Raw genomic sequence first — 17150 nt, forward strand, 5'->3', positions numbered from 1 at the left:
GTGGAGCGTCGCTCTCTTCTGTCGGTTACATCCTCGGGGACTCGGTGTCCCCCGGGATCACGCCTCGGCGGGCTCCTCGGACGGCGCCTCGGCCTCGGCAGGGTTCTGCGACTTACCGGGGTTCGCCTTCGCGTCGGCCTTGCGGGCCTCCTGCGCCTGACGGGCCTCGGCCATCGCCTCGGTCTTCTTCTTGTGCGGACCGAGAACCATGATCATGTTCCGGCCGTCCTGCTTCGGGTTCGACTCCACGAAACCGAGGTCCTGGACGTCCTCCGCGAGACGCTGCAGCAGTCGGTAGCCCAGCTCGGGCCGGGACTGCTCGCGACCACGGAACATGATCGTGATCTTGACCTTGTCGCCCTGCTTGAGGAACCGTACGACGTGACCCTTCTTGGTGTCATAGTCGTGCGGGTCGATCTTCGGCCGGAGCTTCATCTCCTTGATGACCGTGTGCGCCTGGTTCTTGCGCGCCTCACGGGCCTTCATGGCCGACTCGTACTTGAACTTCCCGTAGTCCATGAGCTTGCACACGGGCGGACGGGCGTTCGCCGCGACCTCGACCAGGTCCAGGTCGTACTCCTGCGCAAGCTCCAGTGCCTTGGCCAGCGGGACGATGCCCACCTGCTCGCCACTGGGACCGACAAGTCGCACCTCGGGAACGCGAATCCGGTCGTTGATGCGGGGCTCGGCGCTGATGGATCCTCCTCGGTAGCACCACACGGCGGTCTGGCGGACAGCCGCGTAACGTCTCTGTTCGTTAGACCTAACCGCGCCGACGGCACAAAAAATGCCCCGGACGATCACAGGCGGGGCTCCAATGACAACCGGAACACCGCCGCGGTGAACGCGGGGCGCACTTTCGGGCGACTCCATCGTCCGTACGGAACGATGGTGGCCGCCTGACCGGGTGACCCGCCGTCCGGGGGACGGTCAGGTGGGAGATCGGAGCCTCCACTTGTGGGCCGGGCACTCTGTCTGAACAGAACGGTCCGGCCGGTCGTCATTCAGGTTAGCAGGATCGCTTGACAAGGGCGAATCGCAGGCCGTACCGGTGCACCGCTTATCGTGTGGGGCATGAGTGAGACCCCTCCTGAGAACCCCGACTTCGACGCGATGACCCGGGACATCGCCGAGGTCCCCGCCGTCGAGGTGATCGTGACGGTCGCCGTCAACCTGATGAGCGCCGCCGCCGTGAAGCTCGGGCTGAGCGAGGAGGGCGAGAAGTACAAGGACCTGGACGAGGCCCGCAAGCTGATCACCGCGCTCGCCGGCCTGCTGGACGGTGGCGCGACCGAGATCAGCTCCTTCCACGCGGCCCCGCTGCGCGACGGCCTGAAGTCGCTGCAGCTCGCCTTCCGCGAGGCATCGATCGTCCCGGACGAGCCGGGCCAGGGGCCGGGCGAGAAGTACACCGGCCCGGTCTACAGCTGACCTGCGAGGGGTGGGTTCACCCCTCTTCCTTCTCCTTCACGTACAGGGGCTCGCCCGGCGGCGTGGTCCCGGCCGGCAGCAGTGCCAGGTCGAGACCGCGCACCAGGCGGGCCCTCAGCGTCTCGTCGGCGGCGAGCCGCCCGGCGACCGCGCGGGCACTCTGCGCGGGCGGGGCGGCCGGGTCCAGGACGAGGGCGAGCGTGCCGTCGGCCTGCCCGGGACCGAGGTGGGCGCGCAGCACGGCGGGCTCCGCCGCCACCGCCGCACGGACGGCCGCCACGACCGCCGGATCGGCGAGCGGATCCGTGCTGGTACGGCCCTCGGCGAGGGCCAGCAGTGCGGGCCCCGTCAGCTCGAAGGGCACCGGTCCCGCCAGGTCCAGCACCACCGTGTCCGCCTTCTCGTGCGCGGCGGCCTCCAGCGCCTGGTGCAGGGGTACGGCGACGGGGCGGGCCGCCGGGTCCCAGCGGGCCAGCGAGTCGGTGGAGGTGAAGGCCGGCAGGGCGGTGCGGGATCCGGCCTTCAACGTGGGTACGGCCATGTCGCTGGTCTTCTCGCGGCGCAGCCCGTTCTCGTCCTCCTCGACCTCGCCGAGCACGGCGACGACGGGAACCAGCAGGCGTGCGCCCTTCAGCGCCTCCAGTACGGGTCCGAGCGCGCCGCGGTCCTCGGCCCAGGCGGCGAGCGCCGCGCTCAGCCGGGGGTCGGCGGAGCCGTCGTCGTCGGAGAAGCCGGAGTCGGGAATGTTCTTGTTCGCCACGGTCACCGACCCTATCGGCCCGCGCGAGGGCCCTTCGCGCGGGAGCCTTCACAGGAATCTCAGCGTTCCCTGAGTCCTGTCTCAGGTCCGCCCCACGGTGCGCACAGCCGGCGCCCCGAGCATCGCGGCCATGGAGTCCTCCAGAACCCGCTCCCGCCGGCGTACGCGCCCGTCCCGGCGCCGTCCGCTGCTCTGCACCGCGCTCACCGTCGTCGCCGTGTGCGGGGTGACGGCCGGGGGCACGGCCTACGTGAAGGCGCGGGCGCACGGCGGCTCGGCGGCCGTATCGTCGGCGTCGCCCTCGGCCTCCTCCTCGGCCGGGGCGGGACAGGAGGCAGCCATGACACGGCCCGCGGCGGTCGACCGGACGGCGCGGCTGGCCGAGGCGATGGCGTCGGTGGCGGTGCCGTCGGGTGCCAAGGTGTCGGCGGCGGTGCTTCAGACGGGCTCCGGGGACAGCGCCGTGTACGGGGACGCGGCCTTCGACACCGCGAGCATCGTCAAGGTCGACATCCTGGCCGCGCTGCTGCTGCAGGCGCAGGACGCGGACCGGCGGCTGACGGCGGCCGAGCGGGCGTACGCCGCGAAGATGATCGAGAACAGCGACAACGCGTCCGCGACGGCGCTGTGGCACACCATCGGGCGGGCGCCCGGACTGGACGCGGCGAACCGGCGGTTCGGGCTGACGCAGACCTCGGGCGGGGACGGTGAGCTGTGGGGGCTGACCCAGACCACCGCCGCCGACCAACTGGCCCTGCTCCGGCAGGTGTTCGGTGAGGAGTCGAAGCTGAGCGCGGCCTCGCGGACGTATCTCCAGGCGCTGATGAAGTCGGTCGAGGCGGACCAGCAGTGGGGGGTGTCGGCCGCTGCGGAGGGCAACTCCTGGGCGCTGAAGAACGGTTGGCTGGCACGCAGTACGACGGGACTGTGGGACGTGAACAGCATCGGGCGCGTGACGGTGGACGGCACCGACTGCCTGGTGGCGGTGCTGTCGAACGGCACCACCAGCCGGGCGAAGGGCATCGCGCTGGTGGAGGCGGCGGCGAAGGCGGCGGTGTCGGCGCTCGCCGGTACGTGACGGACGTGGGCGGCCGGGCGCCGCAGGCCGTCAGGCCGTCAGGCCGTCCGCCGGCGGCCCCGCCACAGGACGACGCCCGCGACCAGAAGGACCCCGCCGGCGCCGCCGGCCAGCGGGCCCGCCCAGTCGGAGGCGGAGGACGTGGCCTTGGGAGCGTCCGGTCCGGCGCCGAAGTACTTCTCGCCGTACGACGCCGCGCGCAGGCCGCGCGGCTCGATCCGGCCGGCCGCCTTCAGGGCCGCCGCCGGGTCGATCATGCCGAAGCCGCGGGAGTCGTCCCGGCCGCCGGCCGGCGGGTCCTCGGCGGTGTCCTCCAGGAGCTTCTTGACCTGGGCCGGGCTCAGGTCCGGATGGGCGGCCTTGACGAGGGCCGCCACACCGGAGACGAACGCGGAGGCGGCGGAGGTGCCCCAGCCCTCGTAGTACTTGTGGTCGGGGTCGGCGATGACCACGTTGACGCCGGGCGCGCTGACCGCCGCGTACCAGCGGCGGGTCGAGAAGGAGGCGCGGGTGCCGTACTTGTCCACGGCGGTGGCGGCGATGACGCCCGGGTAGGCGGCCGGGTAGGAGATGTGGTCGCCCTTGTCGCCGCCGTTGCCCGCGGAGGCGACGACGACCACGCCCTTCTTCAGGGCGTACTGCACGGCCTCGTCCTCGCTCGGCTCGGGGTGGGCGGAGTTCGAGTCGTCGCCGAGGGAGAGGTTGATGACGTCGGCGCCGTGGTCGGCGGCCCAGCGGATGCCGTCGGCGAGGGCGTTGCCGCGCGTGGTGCGGGCCTTGGTGCGGGCGGGGTCGCCGTCCTCCAGGATCACGCGCACGGGCAGGATCTTCGCCTCGGGGGCGACCCCCATGACGCCGGCGCCGCCGCCGGGGCCGTGGCCGTGCCCGGCGATGATGCCGGCCATGGCGGTGCCGTGCCGGGCCCAGGTGCGGTCCCCGCGCCGGGCACCGAAACCGATCATGTCCTTGGCGGGCAGCACGTTGCCGGCGAGGTCCGGGTGGTCGGCCTCGACCCCGGTGTCCAGGACGGCGACGGTCACGCCCCGGCCCTGGGTGGTGCGCCAGGCCTCGTCCAGGTGCAGCGCGGACAGGGCCCACTGCTGGCCGCGGATGCCGTCGGCGTGGGCCGCGGCGGCGGGCAGCAGGGCGAGCGAGCCGGCGAGCAGCAGGCTCACCGCGGCTGCGGGGACATGCCTCATGAGGACTTCTCCGTGGCCGGGCCGACGGTCTGACGCAGCCGGCGTTCGATGCGGTCGGCCAGGCCCTGGGCCTCGTTGCCGAGACCGGCCTGGGCCGGTGCCGTGGTGGCCCCGGCGGCGACGGCGTCCGCGGCGGGCTGCGGGGAGTCGACGTCGCGGCCGTCGGCCCAGCCGGAGACGGCATAGGCGACGACGGGGGCGTCGGCGAGGACGGAGACGGTCCAGGAGGCGCGCTGCCGGTCGCCGAAGCCGGCCGCCGCGGTGCCCTTGGCCGCGTACGGGCGGGGCATCAGGTCGGCCCGCCGGTCCAGGCGCTCGGCGCGGAAGCGGCGGGCGAGCGCGGACATGGCGGCGGGGTCGGCGTCGGTGAACAGCAGGCCCACGGTGGTGACGTAGGTCTGGGTGGCGTCGGTGTAGGTGGCGCGCAGCAGGCGCCGGCAGCCGAGCGGGGCGAGGACCTTGTACAGCAGCGGGTCGAAGGCGTGGGCGCAGCCGCTGTCCGGGGCCACGGCGATCCTGGTCCAGGTGCGGTCGGCGCCGCCGGGTCCGGCGCCGGTGCCCTCGACGGTGGGCGGGAAGAGCTGGTCGACGGGTACGCCGTGCCAGAGCGTGCCCGCGGTGGTGAACGCGTTCGCGGAGGCGTCGTCGTCGCCTCCGGTGAGCCAACTCCCGGTGACGGCGCCGCCGATGAGGCCGAGGCCGAGCACGAGACAGGCGGCGGCCGCGGCGGTGCGGGGGCCGACCCGGGGCCATGTCCGCTCCCCGAACGCCTCGGGCTCCCCGAACGACACGACGGGCCGTGAGGCGGAGCCGGCGCTCCAGGAGAAGGCCGGATCGGGCGCGCCCGGCACCCCCGGGCCCCATCCGCCGGACCCGCCCGCGGCGGACGTGGAGGGGGCCGCCGTGCCGGTGCCGGGGCCGCTGCGGGGGTCGCGGCCCGACGCGGCCGGCCCGGGGGGCGGGGAGCCGGGCAGCGGACCGGCGCCGAGCCGCCGCGGTGCCGTGGACGGGCCCGCGGGGATCGGGCGGAGCCGGGTGGTGGTCTCGGAGGGGGTCTCGGCCGGGGGGTTCTCGACCGGGTGGTTCTCCGCGGGGTGGTTCACGGCGGGGCGGGGCTCGGCCGGGCGGGGCTCGGCCGGGCGGGGCTCGGCCGGGCGTCCAGGCAGCGGGGACGGCCCCGCCGGGCGCAGCCGGGCGGTGGTCTCGGAGAAGCTCTCCGCCGGGGCCGCGGGCCGCCCCGCAGCCCCGGACTCCGCGCGGGCGGCGGCAGGCCGGGCGGAGCCTCCGCCGGGACGCTGAGCGGGGGGCAGCGGGCCGGTGGTACCGGCCGGGGACTCCGCGGCGGGCTCGGTCGCGCGGGGGGAACCGTCGGGACGCCGGACGGGCGGCAGCGGGCCCGCCGCACCGGCCGGGAACTCCGCGGCCTCGGTCGCGCGGGGGGAACCGTCGGGACGCCGGACGGGCGGCAGCGGGCCCGCCGTACCGGCCGGGAACTCCGCGGCGGCGGTCGCGCGAGGGGAACCGCCGGGACGCCGGACGGGCGGCAGCGGGCCCGCCGTACCGGCCGGGGGCTCCGCGGCGGCGGCAGGCGCGCCGGGGCCTGCGGCCGGGGGCCGGGCGGGGTGGAGCGGTCCCGGTGTGGCGGTGGTGGCGCGCAGCCTCTCCCGCATGGTGCTCGGCCGGGCGTCCGGGAAGCGGGCCGAGGCAGGGGGCGGCGGCGGGTTCACCGGGTCGGGGAACCCGGGTACGGCGGAGCGCCGGTACGCCGGGTCGTGCCCCGGACCGGTGCCGGTCGCGGAGCCGGTGGGGCCGGTGTGCGGCCCGTCGTCGGGTGCCGGGGCACCCGCGGACGGCCGGGAGGCACGCGGGGCGAAGACGGACGGCTCGTCATCGGGGTCGTCGTCGGACTCCGCCGCGAACCGGAACCCGGCCGGGGCCCCGGCATCCCGCCCGGCGCCCGGCGCCCGCGCGGTACGCCCCTCCGCAGCAGCCACGTCGGCGCCCGCGCCCGGCTCGGCGCCCGGCCCCGCGGACGTCGGCCCCGTGCCCGGCCGGGCGGGCGGGACCGGTGTCGTGGTGGTGCGGGCGGCGCCCTGCGGTGACGGGTCGGTCATGGGGGCGGCGGGCGGAGAGGAGGGGCGCGGCGGGACGGGGGCGTGGCGCGCTTCCGTGCTCATGCACCCCCCGTTTCCTCGTGCCCGGGCCGCTTCCTCGTACGCGGGCCGTCCGGCTCCTCGGCCGTGCCCGGTGCGAGAGCCGTCCGGGCACGCATACCCGTACGGCCGGATCGCCATCCCGGTTCAGCGAAGCGGCCGGGCATGTTCCGCCGTACGTGCGCGTCACTCTACGGGTTGTCAGGGGGAGACCGGGAACCAGTCCGCGGCCCCGGGGCATCTGCCCGGAACGTCCCCCTACCCTGCGGTAATCCTGTCTGGCAGGCTTCCGTCATGACTGCGCGCGCCGCCGACCGGGCCCGTTACGACCGGGCCACCGCCCATCTCGACGCCCCTCACGCGATCGTGGATCTGGAGGCCTTCGACGCCAACGCCGCCGACCTGGTGCGCCGTGCCGCCGGGAAGCCGGTCCGGGTCGCCAGCAAGTCCGTGCGCTGCCGGGCCCTGCTGGAACGCGTCCTGGCCGGGGACGGCTTCCAGGGAATCATGTCGTTCACGCTGGCCGAGTCGCTGTGGCTCGCGCGCTCCGGGTTCGAGGACGTCCTGCTGGCCTACCCCTCCGCCGACCGGGCCGCCTTCGCCGAACTGGCCGCCGACCCCAAGCTCGCCGGGGCCGTCACCGTGATGGTGGACGACGTGGCCCAGCTGGACCTCATCGACGCCTCCCGCGAGGGCGGGCGTGAAGTGGTCCGCGTCTGCCTGGAGTTGGACACCTCGCTGAAGCTGCTCGGCGGCCGGGTCCGGGTCGGCGCACGCCGTTCGCCGCTGCACTCCCCCGCCCAACTGGCCGAGCTGGCCCGGTCCATAGCCCGGCGGCCGGGTTTCCGGCTGGTGGGGATCATGGCGTACGAGGGGCACGTCGCCGGGGTCGGTGACGCGGTGGCCGGCCGGCCGCTGCGCTCGCGGGCGATCCGGCTGATGCAGGCCGCGGCCCGGCGCGAGCTGGCCGAGCGGCGGGCGGAGGTGGTGCGTGCGGTCCGGGCCGTCGTGCCCGACCTGGAGTTCGTCAACGGCGGTGGCACCGGCAGCGTGCAGCACACCGCCGCCGAGGACGCCGTCACCGAGATCGCCGCCGGTTCCGGGCTGTACGTGCCGCGTCTGTTCGACAACTACACGTCCTTCACCGGCCGTCCGGCCGCCCTCTTCGCCCTGCCGGTGGTGCGGCGGCCCGGTGTCGGGGTCGTCACGGTGCTGGGCGGCGGCTATCCGGCCTCCGGGGCCGCCGGTCCCGACCGGCTGCCGGTGCCGTACCTGCCGGAGGGGCTGCGGTACGACCCGCAGGAGGGCCCCGGCGAGGTGCAGACCCCGCTGCTCGGCTCGCCCGCCGACGACCTCCTCGTCGGCGACAAGGTGTGGTTCCGGCACGCCAAGGCGGGCGAGCTGTGCGAGCGGTTCGGCGCGCTGCATCTGGTCGAGGGCGACACGGTCACCGCGACCGTGCCCACCTACCGGGGCGAGGGGCGCACGTTCCTCTGAGCGCGCCCCTGCGACCGGCGCCCCGGCCGTGGCCTTCTACAGGGGCGTGACGTAGGCCCCCGCGATCCCGCCGTCCACCAGGAAGTCGGTGGCGTTGACGAAGGAGGAGTCGTCGCTGGCCAGGAAGGCGACGGCGGCGGCGATCTCCTCGGCCTCGGCGAACCGGCCGACCGGGACGTGGACCAGGCGGCGGGCGGCCCGCTCGGGGTCCTTGGCGAACAGCTCCTGCAGCAGCGGGGTGTTGACCGGCCCGGGGCACAGGGCGTTGACCCGGATGCCCTCCCGCGCGAACTGCACGCCCAGTTCGCGGGACATGGCGAGCACCCCGCCCTTGGAGGCCGTGTACGAGATCTGCGACGTCGCCGCGCCCATCCGCGCGACGAAGGACGCGGTGTTGATGATGGACCCCTTGCCCTGGCGGCGCATGTAGGGGATGGCGGCCTTGCAGCACAGGTAGACGGAGGTGAGGTTGACCTCCTGGACGCGCTTCCAGGCCTCCAGGCCGGTCTCCAGGATGGAGTCGTCGTCGGGCGGGGAGATGCCGGCGTTGTTGAAGGCGATGTCGACGCTGCCGTAGGTGTCGTACGCCGCCTTGAACAGCGCCTCGACCTGCTCGGGGTCGGTGACGTCGACCTTGACGAAGAGTCCGCCGGTCTCGTCGGCGGCGGCCTTGCCGCGGGCCTCGTCGACGTCGGCGCAGACCACGTGGGCGCCCTCGGAGGCGAGCCGGCGGGCGGTGGCGAGGCCGATGCCGCTGCCGGCTCCGGTGACGACGGCGGTGCGGCCGACCAGGCGGCGGCAGACGTTCTCTGCGGTCGATGCGGTCACTGTGCGGGGCCCTCCGTACTGATGAAGACGTTCTTGGTTTCGGTGAAGGCGGTCAGGGCGTCGGGGCCCAGTTCACGGCCGAGGCCGGACTGCTTGTAGCCGCCGAACGGGGTCCAGTAGCGGACGCTGGAGTGCGAGTTGACGGACAGGTTGCCCGCGCGGACGGCCCGGGAGACGCGCAGGGCGCGGCCGAGGTCCCGGGTCCACAGCGAGCCGGAGAGGCCGTAGGGGGTGTCGTTGGCGAGGCGGACGGCGTCCTCCTCGTCGGTGAACGGCAGCAGGACGGCGACCGGGCCGAAGATCTCCTCGCGGGCCGCCCGGCCGTCGTGCGGCTCGCCGGTGAGAACCGTCGGCGGGAACCAGAAGCCGGGGCCGTCGGGGGCGCTGCCGCGCAGGGCGGGGGCGCCCTCGGGGACGTAGGACCGTACGCGGTCGAGCTGCCGGCGGGAGATCAGCGGGCCCATCTGGGTCTTCTCGTCGGCCGGGTCGCCCACGACCACGGCGGCGAGCGCGTCGGCGAGGAACGCCTGGGCCTCCTCCAGCACGGACTCCTGGACCAGGACGCGGGTGCGGGCGCAGCAGTCCTGGCCGGAGTTGTCCAGGAAGGAGAACGGGTCGAGGGCCGCCTCGAGGTCGGCGTCGGCGAAGACGACGTTGGGGCTCTTGCCGCCCAGTTCCAGGGTGACCGGCTTGACCAGCTTCGCGCAGCGTTCCATGACCTCACGGCCGGTGCCGGTGGAGCCGGTGAACACGATCTTGGCGACGTCCGGGTGGTCGACCAGGGCGCGTCCGGCGGTGTGGCCGTGGCCGGGCAGCACCTGGAAGAGGTGCTCGGGCAGGCCCGCCTCCAGGGCGAGTTCCGCGAGGCGGAGCGCGGTGAGCGGGGTGGTCTCGGCGGGCTTGAGGACGACCGCGTTGCCGGCCGCGAGCGCCGGGAAGGAGCCCCAGGCGGCGATCGGCATCGGGAAGTTCCAGGGCGCGATCACACCGACGACCCCGAGGGGTTCCTGGAAGGTGACGTTCCAGCCGCCGGGGACCGGGATCTGCTTGCCGAGGAGGCGTTCGGCGCCGCCGGCCGCGTACAGCAGCAGGTCGCGGGCGTTGCCGGCCTCCCAGCGGGCGCCCGCGATGGTGTGGCCGGCCTCGCGGACCTCCAGCTGGGCGAGTTCCTCGAGGTGGCCGTCGACGGCGTCCGCGAATCGGCGCAGCAGCCGGGCCCGGTCGGCGGGGGCGAGGGCGGCCCAGCCGGTCTGGGCGCGTGCGGCCCGTACGACGGCGGCGGCCACGTCCTCCTCGCTCGCGGCGGGGACGGTGGCGACGACCTCTTCGGTGGCGGGGTTGAGGACCTTCAACTCGTCCGATTCGGACACGTGTCGACCTTTCACAGGCGTTCGAAGGAGCGGCGCAGCTCCCAGTCGGTCACCGCGGCGTCGAAGGCCTCCAGCTCGACGCGCGCCATGTTGCGGTAGTGGGCCACGACCTCGTCGCCGAAGGCGGCCTTCGCCACGGGGCTGTTCTCCCACAGTTCGGCGGCCTCGCGCAGGGTGGTGGGGACGTGCTCGAAGCCGGCGGTGTAGGCGTTGCCCGGGCAGGGGTCGGGGAGTTCGAGTTTCTGCTCGACGCCGTACAGGCCGGCCGCGATCAGTCCGGCGACGGCGAGGTAGGGGTTGACGTCGCCGCCGGGGAGGCGGTTCTCGAACCGCAGGGAGCGGCCGTGGCCGACCACGCGCAGGGCGCAGGTGCGGTTGTCGTGGCCCCAGGCGACGGCGGTGGGGGCGAAGGAGCCCGGCTGGAACCGCTTGTAGGAGTTGATGTTGGGGGCGTAGAGGAGGGAGAAGTCGCGCAGCGCGGCGAGCTGTCCGGCGAGGAAGTGGCGCATCAGCTCGGACATGCCCCCTTCCCCGTCCCCCGCCATGACGTTGGTGCCGTCGGCGTCGGTGAGCGAGAGGTGGATGTGACAGGAGTTGCCCTCGCGCTCGTTGTACTTGGCCATGAAGGTGATCGAGACGCCTTCCTGGGCGGCGATCTCCTTGGCGCCGGTCTTGTACAGGGCGTGCTGGTCGCAGGTGACGAGCGCCTCGTCGTAGCGGAAGGCGATCTCGTGCTGGCCGGGGTTGCACTCGCCCTTGGCGGACTCGACGGTGAGGCCGGCGCCGGCCATGTCGTTGCGCAGCCGGCGCAGCAGGGGTTCGATGCGGCCGGTGCCGAGGACGGAGTAGTCGATGTTGTACTGGTTGGCCGGGGTGAGGCCGCGGTAGTTCGCGTCCCAGGCCTGTTCGTAGCTGTCCTTGAAGACGATGAACTCCAGCTCGGTGCCGACCTGGGCGGTGCAGCCGAGCTCGGCGAGCCGCTCCAGCTGGCGGCGCAGGATCTGCCGGGGCGCGGCGACGACCGGGGAGCCGTCGTTCCAGGCCAGGTCGGCGACGAGCAGGGCGGTGCCGGGGTGCCAGGGGATGCGGCGCAGGGTGGCGAGGTCGGGGTGCATGGCGAAGTCGCCGTAGCCGCGGTCCCAGGAGGACATCGCGTAGCCGTCGACCGTGTTCATCTCGGTGTCGACGGCGAGGAGGTAGTTGCAGCCCTCGGTGCCGTGGTGCAGGACCTCGTCGAGGAAGAAGCGGGCGGCGAACCGCTTGCCCTGCAGCCGCCCTTGCATGTCGGGGAAGGCCAGGACGACAGTGTCGATCTCACCGCTCGCGACGAGGGCGTGCAGTTCCTCGACGCCGAGCGGGGGTGTGCGGTCTGCCACGGGAGAGCCTCCTTGGGCGCCTGTGCGCTTTTTCGGGCCGGGCCGGGAGCCATAAGGTATTGCGGAGAACCATTGCTTGGGAAGGGGGTACGGCGGATGTCGCAGGACATCGGTCCCTACGGACTGGGTGACCGGCTCGCCCCGGTGCTGCGGCCGGTGCGGGCGGGCAACGGCTTCGAGGAGGCGCTGGAGCAGATACTGCAGGTCGTACGGCTCGGTCTGGTGCCGGGCGGCGAACGGCTGCCGGCGGAGCGGGAGCTGGCGGAGCGGCTCGGGATCAGCCGGGTGACGCTGCGCGAGGTGCTGAAGGTGCTGCAGGACCAGGGGCTGGTCGAGGCGCGGCGCGGACGGTACGGCGGGACTTTCGTGCTGCCGCGCGCGGACGCGGGCGGCGAGGACGAGCTGCGGCGGCGCATCGCCGAGGTGGACATCGAGGACGTGCTGCGCTTCCGGGAGGTGCTGGAGGTGGGCGCGGCCGGGCTGTGCGCGGCGCACGGGCTGGCGCCGGAGCAGGCGGACCGGCTGCGCGAGGCACTTCACCGCACGCACGAGGCGCCGCTCGCGGACTACCGCCGGGCGGACACGCTGCTGCACCTGACGCTGGCCGAGCTGTGCGGCTCACCGTCGCTGACCGCGCAGTACGCGGCGGTCCGGGCCACGGTCAACGACCTGCTGGACTGCATCCCGCTGCTGGTGCGCAACCTGGAGCACTCGCAGCGGCAGCACACCGCGCTGGTGGAGGCGGTGCTGGACGGGGACGCGGACGGCGCACGGGAGATGATGCGCGAGCACTGCGCGGGCACGGCGGCCCTGCTGCGGGGGTTCCTGGCCTAGCGCGGGTCTGTAAAGGTATGAGGGTGCACCTTTGGATGACTGGGAGGGCGACGTGACCGGACGGCCGTTGATCGGTGTGAGCACCTATCTGGAGACCGGCGCCCGCTGGGGCGTGTGGGAGCTGGAGGCGGCCCTGCTGCCCGCCGCGTACCCCCGGCTGGTGCAGCGGGCCGGCGGTCTGGCGGCGCTCCTGCCGCCGGACGACCCGGAGCTGGCCGCGGCGGCCGTGGCCCGGCTGGACGGGCTGGTGATCGCGGGCGGCCCCGACGTGGACCCCGCCCGCTACGGCGCCGGGCGCGACCCCCGCACCGGCCCGCCCGCCGAGGCCCGCGACACCTGGGAACTGTCGCTGATCCGGGCCGCGTTGGACGCCGGAACGCCGCTGCTGGGCGTCTGCCGGGGCATGCAGCTGCTGAACGTGGCGCTCGGCGGGACGCTGGTGCAGCACCTCGACGGGCACGCGGAGGTGGTCGGGGTGTTCGGCGGGCACCCGGTGAAGCCGGTGCCGGGGAGCCTGTACGCCGGGATCGTCCCGGAGGAGACGACGGTGCCGACGTACCACCACCAGGCGGTCGACCGGATCGGCGCCGGACTGGTGCCCTCGGCTCACGCGGTGGACGGCACGGTGGAGGCGCTCGAGCTGCCGGCGGACCGGGGCTGGGTGCTGGGCGTGCAGTGGCATCCGGAGATGGGCGAGGACCTGCGGGTGATGCGCGCCCTGGTCACGGCGGCCTCCTGAGGACCGGACCGGTCCCCCTGTGGACCTCCCCCGGTGAGCCCGCGCGGCCGGCGCCGGAGGGCTGCCCCCGGCCGGTCTTCGCGGGCCGTCAGCCCCGGGTCAGCGACAGCAGTTCCCGTGCCGGGCCCGTGGGGCGGTGCCCCGTGGGCCAGACCGCCCGCAGGTCGCGGCGGAGCGCCATGCCCTCCACCGGGATGCTCACCAGCCGCCGCAGCGAAAGCTCCTCCCCCACCGCCAGCTCGCTGAGCACCGAGGGGCCCGCGCCGCTCACCGCGGAGGCCTTCACCGCCGTCGTCGAGGACAGTTCGATCAGCGGGCGGGCGAGGCCGCCGAGCGCCGCGTCCAGGACCTGGCGGGTGCCGGAGCCGCGCTCGCGGAGGATCAGCGGGGTGGTCGCCAGCTCCTCGGGGGTCAGCGGGCGCCGGCGGCGGGCCCAGGGGTGGCCGGGGGCGGCGACGACGACGAGACGGTCACGGGCGATCACCGTGGAGTCCAGGCCCGTGGGGACCGACAGCCCCTCCACGAAGCCCAGGTCCGCCTCACCGGCCAGCAGCAGCTCCGCGACCTTCGCCGAGTTGCCCGCGAGCAGCGAGACGGCCGTGTCGGGGCGCTCGGCGTGCAGCGCGAGGAGCCAGCCGGGCAGCAGGTACTCGGCGATGGTCATGCTCGCCGCGACCCTCAGCCGGGAGTCCCGCCGGTCCCGCAGCGCCCGCGCCCCCGCGTCGAAGGCCGCCGCCGCCTCCACGACCCGGCGGGCCCAGTCCGTGACCAGGGCGCCCGCGTCGGTGAGCCGGGAACCGCGCGGCGAGCGGTCCACCAGGGCCACGCCGAGCTGCCGTTCCATCGAGCGGAGCCGGCTGCTCGCGGCGGGCTGGGTGATGCCCACCTCCCGGGCCGCCGCGCCGAGGCTGCCCAGCCGCGCCACCGCCAGCAGCAGCTCCAGCGCGGCGAGATCCGGCACCCGGTGCGCCAGGGTCCCCGCCGGCTCCCGCTGTTCCTCCGCCTCACTCATAAGACCAGCTTATGCCCCCATAGGCGGGAACTCCCTGGTCGACGGCGTCCCGGGGCGGCAGCGTGGAGGCATGGTCACCGCAGCCCAGCCTCTCGTCACCCCTGCCGTACCCCGCGTCGCCGGGGTCCGCCACCTCGGCCCCAACTGGTACGCGTCCGTCATGGGCACCGCCGTGATCGCCACGGCGGGCACCGCGCTCCCCGTCGGCGCCGAGGGGCTGCGCGGCGTCCTCCCGGCGGTCTGGACACTGAGCCTGCTCCTGCTCGCGGCCCTCCTCGCCGCCCGCGCGCTGCACTGGGCCCGCCACCGCGACCAGGCCCGCGCCCATCTCCTCGACCCGGACATGGCGCCCTTCTACGGCTGTCTGGCGATGGCCCTGCTGGCGGTGGGCGGCGGCGCCCTGACCGTCGGCCGCCGCTGGATCGGCACGGGTGCGGCCCTCGGCCTGGACGCCGTGCTGTTCACCGCCGGTACGGCGGTCGGGCTCGGGTCCGCCGTCGCCGTCCCGTACCTGATGGCCGTACGGCAGCGCACCGAGCCCTCCCAGGCGTCCCCGGTGTGGCTGCTGCCGCTGGTCGCCCCCATGGTGTCGGCGGCGCTCGGCCCGCTGCTGGTGCCGTACCTGCCGCCGGGGCAGCCCCGTCAGACCCTGCTCCTGGGGTGCCTCGCACTGTTCGGCGTGAGCCTGTTCGCGACGCTGATCACGCTGCCGGCGGTCTTCGCCCGGCTGCTCACCTCGGGCCCGCTGCCGCTCGCGCTGACCCCGGCCGTGTTCCTGGTCCTCGGCCCGCTCGGGCAGTCCACCACCGCGGTCGGCGCGATCGCGAAGGCCGCTCCGGGTGTCGTGCCGGCTCCCTACGACCATGCCCTCGACGTCTTCGCCGTGCTGTACGGGGTGCCGGTCATGGGGTTCGCGCTGCTGTGGCTGGCCTTCGCGACCGCGCTGGTGGTACGGGCCCGGCGACGGGGCATGGGGTTCGCGATGACCTGGTGGGCGTTGACGTTCCCGGTGGGCACCTGTGTCACCGGCGCGGCCTCCCTCGCCCGGCACACCGGTCTCGCGGTGTACGACGGGCTGGCCCTCGGGCTGTACGCCGTGCTCGTCGCGGCCTGGCTGGCGGCGGGCTCCGGGACCGTGCGCGGGCTGCTCAGCGGCGAGCTGCTCGCAGGGCCCGCGCCAGCACCCGCGGGGCCTGCGCCAGGGACGGGCCGTACCAGGTGAGGTGGCGTCCGCCGACCAGGGCGCAGGGCAGCCCGGGGAAGGCCTCGGGACCGTCGTCGGCGGTGAAGCGGTACGGCTCGTCGGGGAGCACGACCAGGTCGGGGGCCGCCGCGTTCAGCTCGGCCAGGGGGACCCGGGGATAGCGGTCCGGGTGAGCGGCGTGGAGGTGGTCCACGCCGAGCCGGGACAGCACGTCACCGGCGAAGGTGTCCCGGCCGAGCACCATCCAGGGCCGGCGCCAGATGGGCACGACCGCCGTGATGCGCCGGTCCGGCACCGGCGGTGACGCCCAGGCCGACTCGGCGTCCACGAGCCAGCGGGGGCGTTCCGGCGCCCCGCACGCGGTCAGCACCCGGTGCAGCTCGGCGAACGCCTGCGGAACCCCGCGCACCTCGGTGACCAGCACGTCCAGGCCCGCCGCGCGCAGGACGTCGAGGTCGGCGGGGCGGTTCTCCTCCTCGTTGGCGATCACCAGATCGGGAGCCAGGGCGAGGATGCGGTCGGTCTCGGGGTTCTTGGTGCCGCCGATCCGGGTGACGTCCAGGTCGGCCGGATGGCTGCACCAGTCGGTGGCCCCGACCAGCACCCCGGGCAGCGTGACCGCCACCGCCTCGGTGAGGGACGGGACCAGGGAGACGACCCGCACTACCGGGTCCGGTCCTGCACGGCCTCGATGTGCTCGGCGACCGCCACCACGACGACCCGCGTGTCCGGGACCGTGGCCCGCCAGCGGTGCCGCACCCCGCCCGTCAGATACAGGGTGTCGCCGCGGCCGAGGCGGTAGGCGCGGCCCTCGGCCTCGATCTCCACGGCGCCGTCGGCCACGTACATCAGCTCGTCGTTGCGGTGCTGGAACTCGCGGCCGGCGTCGTGGTCGCCGGTGAACTCGGAGGCGTGCAGCTGGTGGTGGCCCCGGACCAGGGAGCGGGTGCGGGCGTCGAAGTCGCCCTCGGCGACGGGTTCGGCGCGGACCACGTCCACGCTGGCGGCCGGGTCGGCGGCGGCGAGGAGTTCGACGGCGGTGGTGCGCAGGGCGTCGGCCAGCTTCTCCAGGGAGGTGCGGCTGGGGCGGGCCCGGTCGTTCTCGACCTGGCTGAGGAAGGGCACCGACAGGCCGGTGCGCTCGGCCACGGCGGCGAGGGTCAGCTCCAGCGCACGACGGCGGCGCCGGACGGCCGCGCCCACCCGCACGGGCTGCTGCTCTTTGTGGTCGCCCATCGCTCCGGCTCCCTCCCTCACTCGTCGTGCCGCTGTACGGGTGCCCGCTGTGGCGCACACCTCTTCCGATGACTTCTCTGCACCCTACGCATGTTCGGCAAACCGTTTCACGCGGCCGTCATATCCCTGACATGCCCACGGACCGCCACCCCCACGGTTCGCGCCAGTGCGAAGGGGCCGGCGCCCGTCCCCGGCTCCGCCTCCGTGAGGCCCGAATATGCCGACCAGCTGCACCGGGGGCCTCTTCCCGGGCCATGGATCATCACACTCCGTGATTGGCCGGATCCTTGCCGTAGGCCGGACGCCGCGAGGGGCGGGCACCGCGGGACGCCGTACGGCGTCCCGAAACGCGGCTCCAAGGCCGCGGCGTCCACCCCGGCCGCCAACGTGCCGAAGCCGAGCCGCCAGGGGGTGTCCCGGTCGTCGGGGCGGG

At 74.7% G+C, this 17150-nt stretch carries 16 protein-coding genes; 6 read left to right on the forward strand and 10 right to left on the reverse strand.

Annotated elements, in window-relative coordinates; translation table 11 throughout:
- Positions 1 to 57 precede the first annotated feature (57 nt).
- Positions 58 to 720, reverse strand: coding sequence for a translation initiation factor IF-3 (infC, locus tag AB0N17_RS32410; RefSeq protein WP_041667362.1), 663 nt, complete (start codon positions 718 to 720; stop codon positions 58 to 60).
- 354 nt (positions 721 to 1074) lie between these two features.
- Here infC and AB0N17_RS32415 point away from each other — a divergent pair, with 354 nt between their 5' ends.
- On the forward strand, positions 1075 to 1431 hold the full coding sequence (locus AB0N17_RS32415) for a DUF1844 domain-containing protein (RefSeq protein WP_366015155.1): 357 nt from the start codon (positions 1075 to 1077) through the stop codon (positions 1429 to 1431).
- Between the two features lie 16 nt (positions 1432 to 1447).
- On the opposite strand, the gene AB0N17_RS32420 is transcribed toward AB0N17_RS32415, so the two are convergent.
- Entirely contained in the window at positions 1448 to 2191 is a 744-nt protein-coding gene (locus AB0N17_RS32420; protein ID WP_366015156.1) for an SseB family protein, read from the reverse strand.
- Between the two features lie 130 nt (positions 2192 to 2321).
- On the opposite strand from AB0N17_RS32420, the gene AB0N17_RS32425 reads away from it, so the two are divergent.
- A complete protein-coding gene (locus tag AB0N17_RS32425; RefSeq protein ID WP_366015157.1) occupies positions 2322 to 3269 on the forward strand; it encodes a serine hydrolase in 948 nt (315 codons plus the stop codon).
- Positions 3270 to 3307: 38 nt separating this feature from the next.
- On the opposite strand, the gene mycP is transcribed toward AB0N17_RS32425, so the two are convergent.
- Positions 3308 to 4468 carry a type VII secretion-associated serine protease mycosin gene (gene mycP, locus AB0N17_RS32430; protein WP_366015158.1) on the reverse strand — a complete coding sequence of 387 codons (1161 nt, stop codon included), beginning with the start codon at positions 4466 to 4468 and terminating at the stop codon, positions 3308 to 3310.
- Positions 4465 to 6645, reverse strand: coding sequence for a hypothetical protein (locus AB0N17_RS32435; protein ID WP_366015159.1), 2181 nt, complete (start codon positions 6643 to 6645; stop codon positions 4465 to 4467). The genes mycP and AB0N17_RS32435 overlap by 4 nt, the downstream gene beginning before the upstream one ends.
- 270 nt (positions 6646 to 6915) lie before the next feature.
- Here AB0N17_RS32435 and AB0N17_RS32440 point away from each other — a divergent pair, with 270 nt between their 5' ends.
- The gene (locus tag AB0N17_RS32440) at positions 6916 to 8118 is read left to right on the forward strand and encodes an amino acid deaminase/aldolase (protein WP_366015160.1); all 1203 of its coding nucleotides are present in this window, start codon (positions 6916 to 6918) and stop codon (positions 8116 to 8118) included.
- Between the two features lie 36 nt (positions 8119 to 8154).
- On the opposite strand, the gene AB0N17_RS32445 is transcribed toward AB0N17_RS32440, so the two are convergent.
- Genes AB0N17_RS32445 through AB0N17_RS32455 form a run of 3 tightly spaced genes read right to left on the reverse strand, consistent with a single transcriptional unit; the run spans position 8155 to position 11692 of the window.
- Positions 8155 to 8946, reverse strand: coding sequence for a 3-oxoacyl-ACP reductase (locus AB0N17_RS32445; RefSeq protein WP_366015161.1), 792 nt, complete (start codon positions 8944 to 8946; stop codon positions 8155 to 8157).
- Positions 8943 to 10316, reverse strand: coding sequence for an aldehyde dehydrogenase family protein (locus tag AB0N17_RS32450; protein ID WP_366015162.1), 1374 nt, complete (start codon positions 10314 to 10316; stop codon positions 8943 to 8945). Before AB0N17_RS32450 ends, AB0N17_RS32445 begins: the two co-directional genes overlap by 4 nt.
- Before the next feature lie 11 nt (positions 10317 to 10327).
- On the reverse strand, positions 10328 to 11692 hold the full coding sequence (locus tag AB0N17_RS32455) for a glutamine synthetase family protein (protein WP_366015163.1): 1365 nt from the start codon (positions 11690 to 11692) through the stop codon (positions 10328 to 10330).
- 96 nt (positions 11693 to 11788) lie between these two features.
- Between AB0N17_RS32455 and AB0N17_RS32460 the strand changes: the two genes are divergently transcribed.
- Complete coding sequence (locus AB0N17_RS32460) at positions 11789 to 12526, forward strand: FCD domain-containing protein (protein WP_366015164.1); 738 nt, start codon at positions 11789 to 11791, stop codon at positions 12524 to 12526.
- Positions 12527 to 12578: 52 nt separating this feature from the next.
- The gene (locus AB0N17_RS32465; protein WP_366015165.1) at positions 12579 to 13265 is read left to right on the forward strand and encodes a gamma-glutamyl-gamma-aminobutyrate hydrolase family protein; all 687 of its coding nucleotides are present in this window, start codon (positions 12579 to 12581) and stop codon (positions 13263 to 13265) included.
- Between the two features lie 88 nt (positions 13266 to 13353).
- Here AB0N17_RS32465 and AB0N17_RS32470 read toward each other — a convergent pair whose 3' ends face one another.
- The gene (locus tag AB0N17_RS32470; RefSeq protein ID WP_366015166.1) at positions 13354 to 14277 is read right to left on the reverse strand and encodes a LysR family transcriptional regulator; all 924 of its coding nucleotides are present in this window, start codon (positions 14275 to 14277) and stop codon (positions 13354 to 13356) included.
- Positions 14278 to 14347: 70 nt separating this feature from the next.
- Here AB0N17_RS32470 and AB0N17_RS32475 point away from each other — a divergent pair, with 70 nt between their 5' ends.
- Positions 14348 to 15499, forward strand: coding sequence for a TDT family transporter (locus AB0N17_RS32475; RefSeq protein WP_366015167.1), 1152 nt, complete (start codon positions 14348 to 14350; stop codon positions 15497 to 15499).
- Here AB0N17_RS32475 and AB0N17_RS32480 read toward each other — a convergent pair.
- Positions 15426 to 16145 (reverse strand): helical backbone metal receptor, encoded by a 720-nt coding sequence (locus tag AB0N17_RS32480; protein ID WP_366015168.1) that lies wholly within the window; start codon positions 16143 to 16145, stop codon positions 15426 to 15428. The genes AB0N17_RS32475 and AB0N17_RS32480 overlap by 74 nt on opposite strands.
- Positions 16145 to 16717, reverse strand: coding sequence for an XRE family transcriptional regulator (locus AB0N17_RS32485; protein WP_366015169.1), 573 nt, complete (start codon positions 16715 to 16717; stop codon positions 16145 to 16147). Before AB0N17_RS32485 ends, AB0N17_RS32480 begins: the two co-directional genes overlap by 1 nt.
- Between the last annotated feature and the right edge of the window lie 433 nt (positions 16718 to 17150).

The sequence above is a fragment of the Streptomyces sp. NPDC051133 genome, assembly GCF_040682635.1.
Classification (GTDB): Bacteria; Actinomycetota; Actinomycetes; order Streptomycetales; family Streptomycetaceae; genus Streptomyces.

Excerpts from the sequence above, each read along its gene's own strand:
- AB0N17_RS32460 (WP_366015164.1), top strand. The coding sequence starts at position 11,789 with ATGTCGCAGGACATCGGTCCCTACGGACTGGGTGACCGGCTCGCCCCG.
- AB0N17_RS32470 (WP_366015166.1), bottom strand. The coding sequence starts at position 14,277 with ATGAGTGAGGCGGAGGAACAGCGGGAGCCGGCGGGGACCCTGGCGCAC.
- AB0N17_RS32415 (WP_366015155.1), top strand. The coding sequence starts at position 1,075 with ATGAGTGAGACCCCTCCTGAGAACCCCGACTTCGACGCGATGACCCGG.
- AB0N17_RS32475 (WP_366015167.1), top strand. The coding sequence starts at position 14,348 with ATGGTCACCGCAGCCCAGCCTCTCGTCACCCCTGCCGTACCCCGCGTC.
- mycP (WP_366015158.1), bottom strand. The coding sequence starts at position 4,468 with ATGAGGCATGTCCCCGCAGCCGCGGTGAGCCTGCTGCTCGCCGGCTCG.
- AB0N17_RS32485 (WP_366015169.1), bottom strand. The coding sequence starts at position 16,717 with ATGGGCGACCACAAAGAGCAGCAGCCCGTGCGGGTGGGCGCGGCCGTC.
- AB0N17_RS32435 (WP_366015159.1), bottom strand. The coding sequence starts at position 6,645 with ATGAGCACGGAAGCGCGCCACGCCCCCGTCCCGCCGCGCCCCTCCTCT.
- AB0N17_RS32440 (WP_366015160.1), top strand. The coding sequence starts at position 6,916 with ATGACTGCGCGCGCCGCCGACCGGGCCCGTTACGACCGGGCCACCGCC.
- AB0N17_RS32425 (WP_366015157.1), top strand. The coding sequence starts at position 2,322 with ATGGAGTCCTCCAGAACCCGCTCCCGCCGGCGTACGCGCCCGTCCCGG.